Raw genomic sequence first — 12536 nt, forward strand, 5'->3', positions numbered from 1 at the left:
CGGAGAAGGAGAGTTTTGATGCAGGAAGAGATATCGCGCGCCGGCATTGGCCGCCGTGGCCTGCTGCTGTCGGGCATGGCACTGGCCCTGACCCCGGCGGATGTGTGGGCACAGGTGGCAACGGGCGCCCCCCTGCCCGACCGCCACCGTACCCTTGTTGCCCGTGTCTGCGATCTGGTCATTCCCGATACGGACACGCCGGGTGCGGTGAAGGCCGGCGTTCCCGCCTTCCTGGCCCTGGCCATTGGACACGGAATATCGGGATCAAATGGGCCGGTCGCAGCGGCACTTTTCACCGGCGGCAAGGCCCCGGCGGATGCCGGCATCCTGGACTGGCTGTCCTTTGAACTGAACCTTAAGGCGGGCCGGGCGTTCCTGTCGGCCAGCCCGGACATGCAGGTCAGGGTGCTGACCGACCTGGATTCCCAGGCCTATACGCGCGGCAATGAAAAATCGCCCTGGCGCACGCTGAAGGGCCTGATTGTCACTGGCTATTACACGTCGGAAATCGGCGCCAGCCAGGAACTGCGTTTTGAACTGGTGCCGGGCCGCTTCGACCCGGACATCCCCGTCGGCCCCAAGGATCGGGCCTGGTCAAACGACTGGACAGCGGTGGAATTCGGATGAGCAAAGATTTCGATGCCATCGTCGTCGGCTCCGGCATCACCGGCGGCTGGGCGGCAAAGGAACTGACCGAAAAGGGCCTGAAGGTCCTGATGGTCGAACGCGGTCGCCATATCGAACATGGCGCCGACTATGTCACCGAAATGAAATCCCCGTGGGAGATGCCGTTTCGGGGCGTCGGTGATCCGCAGCTTTATGCGACCGACTTCGCCGTTCAATCCAAGAACCGGCATTTCACCGAATATACCCAGAACCATTTCGTCAATGACCGTGAAAATCCCTATTCCGTGGCCGAAGGCAAGGAATTCAACTGGTGGCGCAGCTATCAGTTGGGGGGACGCTCATTGACCTGGGGGCGCCAGACCTACCGGATGAGCGACCATGATTTCGGGGCCAACAAGCAGGACGGTCATGGTGTCGACTGGCCCATCCGTTATGCCGATCTGAAGCCCTGGTACGATCATGTCGAACGGTTCATCGGCGTGTCGGGACAGAATGAAGGCCTGTCATCCCTGCCTGACGGCATCTATCAGCCGCCGATGGCGCTCAACGTGCTGGAAAAGCATGCCAAGGCCGCGATTGAGGCGAAATGGCCCGACCGCCGCCTGACCATCGGGCGCACCGCCAATCTGACGCAGGAAAAGGAAGGCCGCAGCGCCTGCCAGAACCGGATGATCTGTCAGCGCGGCTGTTCCTATGGCGCCTATTTCAGCACGCAGAGTTCCACCCTGCCGGCGGCGCAGGCCACGGGCAACCTGACCCTGATCACCGACACGGTGGTGGAAACCGTCGATTATGATGCCAAGACCAAGCGCGCCAGCGGCGTGTCGGTCTTGAATGTGAAGACGGGGGAGCGCCGCCGCTACACCGCCCGCATCATTTTCATGAATGCCGGGGCATTCAACACCAACCATGTCCTGCTGCGCTCCCGCTCTGCCGCGTTTGCCAACGGGTTGGGCAATAGCAGCGGCCGGCTGGGCACCCATATCATGGACCATGCCAGCACGGTGGGGGCCATCGCCCTGTTCGACAGTTTCCAGGACCGCACCACCTTCGGCAACCGGCCGACGGGCATCATCATCCCCCGTTTCCGCAATCTGGGGGACCAGGCGGAAGGCGATTTCGTCCGCGGCTATAGTTTCCAGGGCGGCGCGCTGCGCAGTGCCTGGACACGCGGCAAGCGGGAACCCGGCATCGGCGCCGGCTTCAAGGAGAACCTGCGCAATGTCGGCCCCTGGCGCATGGTGCTGGTCACCTTCGCCGAAAGCCTGCCACGGGAAACGAACCGCCTGCGCCTGGACCCGGTAAAGGTGGACGCGTTCGGTGCGCCATTGCTGCAGGTGGATTTCACCCATGGCGAGAATGAGCAAAAGGCCCTGACCGACGCGGGCAAGGAAGCCAGCGCCATGCTGACCGCCGCCGGCGGCAAGGTGATCATGTCGCTGAACCGTCCGGGCGTGGGCGGCAGCGCCATTCATGAGATGGGCGGGGCCATGATGGGCCATGATCCGCGCATGTCGGTCACCAACCGCTGGAACCAGTTGCATGACGTGCCCAACGTGTTTGTGACCGATGGCGCCGCCATGGCATCGTCCGCCTGTCAGAACCCGTCGCTGACCTATATGGCCATGACGGCCAGGGCCTGTGACACGGCGGTGAAGATGCTGAAGGAAGGGCGGATCTGACGCCATGCTGGACCGAAAGCAGTTCCTGTCTTTGGCGGGTATCCTGCCCCTGGTGGCGGCGGGCGGGGCGCAGGCCAGCACCCCGCCGGCCCTCGACATGTTCTGCACCCTGTTCTATCGGCAAAAACAGGTGCGGGCGGCCTTCGAACAGTACGTCGCCGTCGATTACATTCAGCACAGCAACGGCATGGCGCAGGGCCGGGAGGCCGCCATCAAGGTACTGGAACCGATGTTCGCGCGCCCGGAGTTCCTGATCAATCCCGTCAGCACCATCAATCAGGGTGCCTTGTCCATCGTGATGCTGGATGTGCGTGTCGGGACCGGGATACGGGCGGCGGTGATGGATATCTTCCGCTGGCAGGACGGGCTGATCCGGGAACATTGGGATTTGAAACAGGAACTGACAGCCGATCAGGCCGCCAGCTATTTCGATCGCCTTCGCCCGTAATCACGCATGTCGGCGAAAGTCGCCCATGCCTTGCCAGGGAAGACAGCCATGCCGCAGCCGATATCCCGCCGCCATCTGATGGGGATGGGAATGGGTGGTGCGTTTGCCACTGCGCTGGCCCCCACCCTTATGCGTCAGGCGCAAGCCGGTCAGGAGGCCGGCTGGACACCCCTGTTCAATGGCAAGGATCTGTCCGGCTGGACCTTCTTTCAAGACGGGGTGGGCGACACGGATACCGGCGGTGTGCTGGATATCCGGGACGGGACCCTGCACGTGCTTGGGCCGACATTCGGGGGCGGGGGCAAGGTCGGTTTCGGCCATCTGGCCACCGCGCAGGAATATGGCAACTACCATCTGCGCCTGGAATTCAAATGGGGCGAGCGACGGTTCGCCCCGCGCCGCCTGGCCAAGCGCAACAGCGGCATCCTCTACCATATGAAGGCCACGCGTGGCGTTCTCTACCCCGATTCCGTGGAATTCCAGGTGGAAGAAACGGATGTCGGCGACGCCATTATGATCAATACCCAGGCGCTGGAAGGTCCGAACCTGGGCGGCACGGCCCTGTGGCCGAACTACCCGCCCAGCTTTTCGCGTGAATATGTGCCGCCTATCAAAGCCGGCCCCATTGAACGGCAATGGTTCCGCAAGACGGGCGATTTCGAGCGGCTGGACGGCTGGAACCAGCTTGATCTGATCGCGTTCGGGGATCAGGCGGCGCATCTGGTGAATGGCCGAATCGTCACGACCCTGTTCGCGATGCGGACACGGCGGGAGGATAATCCCGCCGAATGGCGTTCCCTCACCGGTGGCCGCATCGCCCTGGAGATTGAGGCTGCGGAAATCAGCTTCCGCAATATCGCCCTGCGGCCATTGTCGGACAACGACATCAAGGCGGTTAGGGACGGGTCCTACTAGGCCAGAAGCCTCGGCTGATGACTGCTAGCCGTAGGTCGCGGGTGAGCGCCAAGCGAACCCCGACAAGCGACGGTCCCATTAAATGTCGGGGTTCGGCATACGCCTCACCCACGACCTACGGTGGGCGAATATCAAGTGGATGACTGTTGAGGCGAGGTGAACTCGATTGACTTCAAATCTCAACAGCTCCTGACAAACCTTCGGCTTTCCCTACCCTCCGCAGGGTCGGATCGGGCAGGCTTTTTGCTTCACCAACAATATTCACACACACGATAGTGAATGTTGACAGGGACATGTGCTTGCCCCATTCTCCCCTTCAAGCACGCTGGCGAAACGACCGGCGGCCAATAGGGAGAACGCTTCACATGAGGGCCAAGCTGCTCGCGTCCGCCTGCGCGGTCGCGCTGACCACGATTTCGACCCATGCCCTGGCGCAGGATACGGCGCCCACCCGCAAGGCCGCGACGCAGGAAGATGCGTTGCAGGAAATCATCGTCACCGCCACCCGCCGCGCCCAGAATATCAGCGAAGTGCCGCTGTCCATCACCGCCTTCTCGCAGGAAGACCTGAACATCAAGGGCGTGGTCGGGTATGAGGGGCTGGCGCGGGAGACACCGGGTGTGGTGCTGAACCGGCCCAGCGCCAACTTCAACAATTTCACGGCACGCGGCATCGCCACCAACGGCTATGGCGCCAACCTGCAAAGCACGGTGGCCGTCTATATCGACGAACTGCCCATCTCCACCATCGGCAACACGACCGTGCTGGACCCGACCCTGTTCGATGTGGAGCGGGTGGAGTTCCTGCGCGGGCCGCAGGGGACCTTGTTCGGCTCCGGCTCGCTGTCGGGCGCCATGCGCATCCTGACCAAAAGCCCGGATTTGCGGAAATTCGACGCCGCCGCGCAGACGGATTACGGCCTGACCGGGTCGGACAGCCTGCGTCAGCGCTATAACCTGATGCTGAACACACCGCTGGTGGAGGATGAACTGGCGCTGCGTGTCGTCGGCTTCTACCGGCATGAGGAAGGCTATCTGGATAATGTCGGCACCGGCATCCACAATTCCAATACGCTGGAAAGCTGGGGCGGGCGGGCCATCCTGCAATGGAAACCCGCCGACCAGATGTCGGTGCGCCTGCTGGCGTCGCGCGAAAACAGCAACCCGCGCGACAGTTCGCTGACCAGCCCGTCACTGGGCCGTGAAAAGCGCATCTCCGACCGGCCCGACCTCTATTCCGGCGTGCTGACCAGCTATAACGCCACCATCGACTATCAGTTCGATGGCGCCAAGCTGACCAGTTCAACGACCTATTCCAGCTTCGACCAGAAATTCTGGGTCGATCTGGCCGGCACCTTCAATCAGGCCATCGCCTTCGGCCTGGATGCCAATGGCTATCAGGATACGTTCGTGGAGGAGATGCGGCTGGCATCCGACCCCGGCGGGGACTGGGACTGGACCATCGGCGGCTTCTACCTGGATCGCCGGCACGACGTTGATTATTTCTACCGCTCGTCGCCGGCCTTCCTGGCGGCACGCCGCATCACCGGCCTGCCGGATGAATATTACCAGCGCCAGTATGTCCACACGATCTCCCACGAGTTGGCGGGGTTCGGGGAGCTGACCTATCACGTGAATGAGAAATTCTGGCTGACGGGTGGCCTGCGCTACGGAAAGCTGGATGCGCAGGGTTTCACGGAAGGCGGCTATAACTCCGCCTACCTGACCTGGGCCCTGACAGGACAGTCCGGGCAGTTGCCCATGGTGCCCATTCCGGCAGCGACGGGGGTGAAGGCCAAGGGCTCCAAGCCATCCTACAAGGTCAGCGCGTCTTACCGCGTCAATGACCCCATCACCACCTATGCCAGCGTCTCCACCGGTTTCCGGGCACCCGTGGTCAATGCCTATGCCGGACGGCCCAGCGTGGTGAATGCCAACGACCTGATCATCCCCTATGGCGCCAGTTCGGACGATTTGACCAACTATGAGCTGGGGCTGAAGGGCCGCTGGCTGAACGGCAAGCTGACAGCGCATCTGGCCGCCTATTATATCGACTGGAAGAACATCCAGGTGCAGGCCAACCGAACCTCCGACAGCGTGCAGTTCGCCACCAATATCGGGGCGGCGCGCAGCAAGGGTATCGAGTTTGAAATCGCCGCCGTGCCGGCCACGGGCCTGACCATCGGCCTGAACGGATCGGTCAATACCGCAAAGGTGACGAAACTGTCGGCGGCGGAGGCCGCGATTTCCGGCGCCGTGGAGGGGGCCCGCCTGTCGTCGCCGCGCTTCCAGGGGTCGGTCTTCGCCCAATACTGGTTCAATCTGGCGCCGGAACTGGATGGGTTCACCACGGCCAACTGGCAGCATGTGGGCTCCTTCCCCTCCTCCTTCCCCAATGTGCCGGGTGCGCCTAACCGGGTCAGCCCGACCTATGGCAAGACCGACAGTTACAGCAACGTCAATGCCAGCTTCGGTTTGACCAAGGGGAACTGGACAGCGACCGCGTATGTGGAGAATCTGTTCGACGATCATTCGATCACCTACATCCACCCGGAAGCCTTCCTGGCAAGCCGCTTCGGTACGATGCGGCCACGCACCGTGGGCGTCCGCATCGGCTATGAGTATTAAGCCATGAATGCCGCCCCTTCCCCCTTGCACAGTCCGGCGGCCCATCCGCCGCCGGACGCCCGCGCCTGGTACGTGCTGGGTGCGCTGTGCTTCGTCTATGTGCTGAACTTCCTGGACCGGCAGTTGCTGTCGATCCTGGCCAAGCCCATCCAGGATGATCTGGGGGTGACCGACGGGCAACTGGGCCTGATCAGCGGGCTTTATTTCGCGCTGTTCTATTGCACCATCTCCATTCCCGTGGCCTGGCTGGCTGACCGGGCGAACCGGGTGAAGGTGCTGTCCATTGCGTGTGCGCTGTGGAGTGCGGCGACGGTCGCCTGCGGCATGGCATCCACATACCCGCAGCTGGTCGCGGCGCGTATGGCGGTGGGGGTGGGAGAGGCAGGGGGCGTTCCCCCCTCCTACGCCATTATCACCGACTACTTCGCGCCGGGCCGGCGGGGCACGGCGCTGGGCCTGTTCAATCTGGGTCCGCCGCTGGGTCAGGCCATGGGGGTTGCCTTCGGCGCCTCCATCGCCGCCGCCTATAGCTGGCGCAGCGCCTTTGTCGTGCTGGGCATGGTCGGTATCGTCGCGGCTCTCATCGTCTGGACCACCATCCGGGAGCCGAAACGTGGCGGCCTGGATGCGCCGGCACCGGGCGCGACCGCCGCCCCGATGGAGAAGGCCGGGTTCATGGAAACCGTCTCCATGTTCTTTGGCCGCAAGGATCTGTTGCTGCTGTCGCTGGCCTGTGGCGCCACACAGTTCGTTACCTATGCCGTGATGAATTTCACCGTCCTGTTCCTGATGCGGGAAAAGGGGATGAGCCTGCAGGAGGTGGCGCTTTATTACGCGCTGCTTATCGGGGTGGGGATCAGCCTGGGCATGTATGCGTCGGGCCGCCTGATCGACCGGTACTCAGTGCGCTTCCGGCAGGCCTATGCCCTGATCCCGGCGGTGGGCCTGCTGGGGGCGGTGCCGTTCTTTGCCGGTTTCGTCTGGGCACCGGGCTGGGAACTGGCGCTGCTGTTCCTGATCGGTCCGACCTTCTTCAACTATTTCTACCTGTCGCCCGCCGTGGCCCTGGTGCAGGAGGCAGTGCGGCCCAATCAGCGTGTTATGTCGGGTGCCCTGCTGCTGCTGGTCATGAACATGATCGGGCTGGGCCTGGGGCCAACCTATCTGGGCGCGGCCAGTGACTATTTCCGGGCGGCCAACCAGGACAATTCCCTGCAAATCGCCTTTTACACCCTGATCCCCTTCTATTTCCTGGCCATCGGCATGTTTTTGATCCTGGCGCGGGTGTTGAAGGGGATGGCACACCGGAACGGAGGCCGTTGATGCGCCTTTCCCTTCGCCTGGGCGCCTGCGCGGCGACCGCCTTTCTGTCCTTTGCCGCCATGGCGCAGGACAATCCCACCGTCACTGCCCCGGCAGGCACCCTGATGGGCCGCGCCAAGGATGGGTTGACCATCTTCAAGGGCATTCCCTACGCCCAGCCACCCGTGGGCGAACGCCGCTGGAAGGCACCCGAACCGCTGCCCGCCTGGACCGGGGTCCGCGATGCGGGCGAACCGGGGCGCGCCTGTGTGCAGCCGCGCCCGCGTCTGGCCAGCATCTATGCCAACCCGCCCAAGGACATGGGGGAGGATTGCCTGTCCTTGAACATCTGGGCACAGGAGGGGGCGAAGAACGCCCCCGTGCTGGTCTGGATCCATGGCGGATCGCTGACCGGCGGGTATGGGCATGAGGAAATGTATGATGGATCAGCCTTGGCCAAGCACGGGGTGATCGTCGTCTCCATCAATTACCGGCTCGGCGTCCTGGGCTATCTGGCACATCCAGGCCTCAGCGCGGAGAACCCGGACGGAATTTCCGGCAATTACGGCCTGCTGGACCAGATCGCGTCCCTGCGCTGGGTGCGCGACAATATCGGCGCCTTCGGTGGTGATGCCGGCAATGTGACCGTGGCGGGAGAGTCCGCCGGCGCCCTGTCGGTCATGTATCTGATGGCCTCCCCCCAGGCGAAGGGGCTGTTTGCTAAAGCCATAGCGCAAAGCGCCTACATGATCTCCACGCCCGACCTGAAACAGCCCCGCAATGGGGAGTTCGCGGCAGAAGCCATTGGTGCCTATGTCGCCGGCAAGGTGGGCGCCGCCGATGCCGCCGCATTACGTGCCATGGACCCGGAAACCCTGACGGCGGAAGCGGTGAAGGCCGGCTACATCCCCTTCGGCACCGTCGATGGCAAGGTGCTGCCGGCACAGCTGGTCGAGGTTTTCGACAAGGGGCAGCAGGCGCCCGTGCCTATCCTGACCGGGTTCAACAGCGGCGAAATCCGCTCCCTTCGGTTCCTGCTGCCGCCGAAACCTGCGGATGGTGCCGCTTATGAGGGGATGATCCGGGAACGCTATGGCGATCTGGCCGACCTGTTCCTGCGGCTTTACCCGGCCAGCAATGTCGAGGAGAGCATGCTGGCCACCACCCGCGACGCGCTTTATGGCTGGACCTCGGAACGGCTGGCCCGCAACCAGACGGCGCTGGGCCAGAGCGCCTATCTCTACCTCTTCGACCATGGCTATCCGGCGGCGGACGAACATGGGCTGCACGCCTTCCACGCCGCCGAAATCCCTTATGTCTTCGGCACCGCCGACCGTACCCCGCCGCTGTGGCCCAAGGTGCCGGACAATGCGGCCGAACGCCGTCTGTCGGCGGCCATGAACAGCTATTGGGCCAGTTTCGCCCGCACCGGCACGCCGGTGGCGGATGGACAGCCGGCATGGCCCGTCTTCGGCGGCCAAGAAGGCTACATGGCCTTTGCCGGCACGCCGAAGCCGGGGGTGCGGATGCGACCGGGCATGTTCGCCCTGCATGAGACCACGGTCTGCCGCCGCCGGGCCGCCGGCACCCTGGCCTGGAACTGGAATACCGGCGTCGCCTCACCCGTGCTGCCGCCCAAGGGGAATGTCTGCTGATGCTGGACGGAACCATGCAGGATTTCCCCCTGACGCTGGATCAGTTCCTGCGCCATGCCGCCAAATGGCACCCCGATGCCATGCTGGTGACGGCACGCGAAGGGGGAGAGCCGACCCGCATTTCCTATGCCGACCTGATGGACCGCAGTCTGGCTGTTACCGGCATCCTGATCTTCCATGGCATGCGGCGGGGCGACCGGGTGGCAACATTGGCCTGGAACAGCCAGGCACATGTGGAGGTCTGGTACGCCATCATGGGGGCGGGTGCCGTCTGCCACACGCTGAACCCCCGCCTGACGGCGGAACAGCTGGCGGCGATGCTGGGACAGTCCGGGGCACGCATCCTGGTGGTCAGTGCCGACCTTGTCCCCCTGGCCCGACAGGTGACGGCACAGGCGCCCGGCATCATCCAAGTGCTGGTGATTGACGGGGCCGCCCCTGACGACTGGCCGTTGGCCACCGCGCTGGACCCATTGATCAATGGGGCAGCGCGCGATGCGGCGTGGGGCGGGTTCGCGGAAACCGCGCCATCGGGCCTGTGCTTCACATCGGGCACAACGGGTGCGCCCAAGGGCGTGACCTACACCCACCGGTCCAGCTTCCTGCATACATTGAAACTGCTGCAGGCCGATGTCATGGCCCTGTCGGGGCGCGACAGCGTGCTGGTCGCCGTCCCCATGTTCCATGCCAATGCCTGGGGGCTACCCTTTGCGGTGCCGGCGGTGGGCGGACGGCTGGTGCTGCCGGGGCGGCAGACGGATGGGGCCAGTCTGGCCCGGTTGATCGCATCCGAAGGCGTCACGGTGGGTGTCGGTGTACCCACCGTCTGGCTGGGTCTGGTGGAACATCTGGATGCCACGGGTGGGGAACTGCCCAGTCTGGAACGGATCATCGTCGGCGGTTCCCCCCTGCCCCCGGCCCTGATGGAACGGATCGAACGGCGACTGGGCGTCATCGTGCAGACAAGTTGGGGCATGACCGAGCTGTCACCATCCGGCACGGTCGCCCCGGCCACTGATGGGGCGCGTGACGCGGCCCTGTCGGGCCGGCCATCGGTGGGCGTGGACCTGCTGCTGACCGACGCGGATGGCAAACCGCTGCCGCAGCAGCGGGGGACAGAGGGGCATCTGCGGGTACGCGGCGTCGCCGTCATCGATCGTTATTTCGGACAGGATGCGCCCGCCACCGACGCGGAAGGCTGGTTCCCCACCGGCGATCTGGCCCGCATTGACGGGCGCGGCAACCTGATGATCACGGGCCGGGCCAAGGACCTGATCAAATCGGGCGGCGAATGGATCAATCCTGCAGAGATCGAGGCGCTGGTTGGCGCCCTGCCGGAAGTGTCACTGGTCGCCGTCATCGGGCGATCCCACCCCAAATGGGGCGAACGGCCCATCCTGCTGGTGGAAACACGGGACAGCATCGATGATGAGGGGCTGCTGGCCCCATTGCATGGCAAGGTCGCGCCCTGGTGGCTGCCCGATGCCGTCATCCGGTTGGATGCCATGCCGCTGGCGGGAACCGGCAAGATCGACAAAATCCGCCTGCGGGTTCAATATGGTGGCAGTTGAATTGGCGGAGGCGCCCCACGCGTCTTCCGTCACGGTACTGGCAATGACGGAAAGACGAACCGGTGTCTGAACAGGTGAAATCCCGCCGACGCTCCACCAAGGCGGAGCAGCGCGCGGAGATGATGGAACAGATCCTCGACGAGGCCGAGTACCTTTTCTCCAAGCACGGTCTCTATGGCGTCACACTCAAGGATGTGGCGCAGCGCGTGGGCGTCCACCATACGCTGCTGAATTACTATTTCGAGGATAAGAAGAAGCTGTTCGACGCCGTCTTCGCGCGCCGTGCCGCCGTGACCAGCGAGCGGCGGATGACCGTGCTGGACGAATATGAGAAGGCAACCGCCGGCAAGCCCACGGTCGAGGGAGCGCTGCACGCCTTCCTGGACACCGACCTTGACCTCTATATCGAGGGGGGGGAAGGCTGGAAGAACTATGCTGCCCTGGGCGCGCAGGTTGCCAATACCCCGGAATGGGGGGCCGAACTGATGGACAAGCATTTCGATCCGGTCGTCCTGCGCCTGATCGAATTGCTGAAGAAGGCCCTGCCCGGCTGCGCCGAGGAGGATATCTTCTGGGGCTATCATTTCGTGACGGGTGCGCTGCTGCTGACCCTGGCGCGCACGGGGCGTATCGACAAGCTGTCGGGCGGTCTTTGCAAATCCGATGATTTCGCCGCCGTGAAGGCCCGCATGGCCGCCTTCATGGCCGCCGGCTTCAAGGAAGTCTGCAAGGTGCGGGAGGGGTGATGCCCCTCCCATAGTGATGGCTTACCGCGCCACGGCCATGACCGGCTGGCCCCAGCCACTGGCCGCCAGTTCGCGTTCAGCCTGCATGAAGCCGTATCCGGGCACGATCTCCCCGGTGCGGTCCGTCACCTCATCCAGGCGGGCCACTACCCTGGCACCCGTTTCAGGACCGCTGCCGATATAGCACCCCTGGGTCAGGGTAATGTTGGCCGCTGCGAAATTGCCCCCGCCGGCGCACAGGATGGTCCGCGTCGGCGCGTCATCGCACACCAGCGGCAGCAGGGCCGGACTGACCAGGGACGGGTGCAGCCGTTCCAAACTGTCACCCGACAGCACGCCATCGGTCATCTGCGTGGCGGCGGTTGGGGCCAGACAATTGACGCGGATGCCGTACCTCTCCCCCTCGATCGCCAATGTCTGCATCAGGCCGACCAGCGCCATCTTGGCCGCCGCGTAATTGGCCTGCCCGAAATTGCCGTAAAGGCCGGAGGAGGATGTGGTCATCACGATGCGGCCATGACGCTGGGTCCGCATGATCTCCCAAACCGCCTTGGTGCAGATGACGGCACCCATCAGATGCACATCCAGGACGATACGGAAATCGTCCAGCCCCATCTTGGCAAAGCTCTTGTCACGCAGGATGCCGGCATTATTGACCAGGATGTCGATCCGGCCCCATTGCGCCATCGTGCGGGACACAAGCGACGCCACCGCCGCCTCATCCGTCACCGATCCGGCATGGGCCAGGGCATCGCCACCGGCCTCCACAATCTCCGCAGCCACGGCATCGGCCGCTTCCTGGCTCAGATCATTGACAATCACCTTGGTGCCCTGTCGGGCCAGGAACAGCGCATGCTGACGGCCCAATCCGCCACCAGCACCCGTGACAATCGCGATACGGTCCTTCAACGCCATTTCGTGGCACCTCCCTGCTTATTCCTTGGCCCTATATAGCGGATCAAA

The 12536-nt window shown here is 63.8% G+C and carries 10 protein-coding genes; 9 read left to right on the top strand and 1 reads right to left on the bottom strand.

Annotated elements, in window-relative coordinates; all coding sequences use genetic code 11:
* Positions 1-18 precede the first annotated feature (18 nt).
* The 9 genes from ACODSP_RS06975 to ACODSP_RS07015 all read left to right on the top strand — a co-directional run bounded on the left by ACODSP_RS06975 (position 19) and on the right by ACODSP_RS07015 (position 11573).
* Positions 19-627: a gluconate 2-dehydrogenase subunit 3 family protein gene (locus tag ACODSP_RS06975; protein ID WP_488964899.1), complete on the top strand. Its 609-nt coding sequence runs from the start codon at positions 19-21 to the stop codon at positions 625-627.
* Positions 624-2309: a GMC oxidoreductase gene (locus ACODSP_RS06980; RefSeq protein ID WP_488964900.1), complete on the top strand. Its 1686-nt coding sequence runs from the start codon at positions 624-626 to the stop codon at positions 2307-2309. The genes ACODSP_RS06975 and ACODSP_RS06980 overlap by 4 nt, the downstream gene beginning before the upstream one ends.
* A 4-nt stretch (positions 2310-2313) precedes the next feature.
* Positions 2314-2757 (top strand): nuclear transport factor 2 family protein, encoded by a 444-nt coding sequence (locus tag ACODSP_RS06985; RefSeq protein ID WP_488964901.1) that lies wholly within the window; start codon positions 2314-2316, stop codon positions 2755-2757.
* Between the two features lie 48 nt (positions 2758-2805).
* A complete protein-coding gene (locus ACODSP_RS06990; protein WP_488964902.1) occupies positions 2806-3672 on the top strand; it encodes a 3-keto-disaccharide hydrolase in 867 nt (288 codons plus the stop codon).
* 365 nt (positions 3673-4037) lie between these two features.
* Entirely contained in the window at positions 4038-6299 is a 2262-nt protein-coding gene (locus ACODSP_RS06995; RefSeq protein ID WP_488964903.1) for a TonB-dependent receptor, read from the top strand.
* A gap of 3 nt (positions 6300-6302) precedes the next feature.
* Positions 6303-7622, top strand: a complete 1320-nt coding sequence (locus tag ACODSP_RS07000) for a spinster family MFS transporter (RefSeq protein ID WP_488964904.1) — start codon at positions 6303-6305, stop codon at positions 7620-7622.
* The gene (locus ACODSP_RS07005) at positions 7622-9256 is read left to right on the top strand and encodes a carboxylesterase/lipase family protein (protein WP_488964905.1); all 1635 of its coding nucleotides are present in this window, start codon (positions 7622-7624) and stop codon (positions 9254-9256) included. The genes ACODSP_RS07000 and ACODSP_RS07005 overlap by 1 nt, the downstream gene beginning before the upstream one ends.
* Entirely contained in the window at positions 9256-10827 is a 1572-nt protein-coding gene (locus ACODSP_RS07010) for an AMP-binding protein (RefSeq protein ID WP_488964906.1), read from the top strand. Before ACODSP_RS07005 ends, ACODSP_RS07010 begins: the two co-directional genes overlap by 1 nt.
* A gap of 62 nt (positions 10828-10889) precedes the next feature.
* Positions 10890-11573: a TetR/AcrR family transcriptional regulator gene (locus ACODSP_RS07015; protein WP_054166439.1), complete on the top strand. Its 684-nt coding sequence runs from the start codon at positions 10890-10892 to the stop codon at positions 11571-11573.
* Positions 11574-11594: 21 nt separating this feature from the next.
* On the opposite strand, the gene ACODSP_RS07020 is transcribed toward ACODSP_RS07015, so the two are convergent.
* The gene (locus tag ACODSP_RS07020) at positions 11595-12488 is read right to left on the bottom strand and encodes an SDR family NAD(P)-dependent oxidoreductase (protein ID WP_488964907.1); all 894 of its coding nucleotides are present in this window, start codon (positions 12486-12488) and stop codon (positions 11595-11597) included.
* Positions 12489-12536 lie beyond the last annotated feature (48 nt).

Source organism: Niveispirillum sp. FG156, assembly GCF_057809555.1.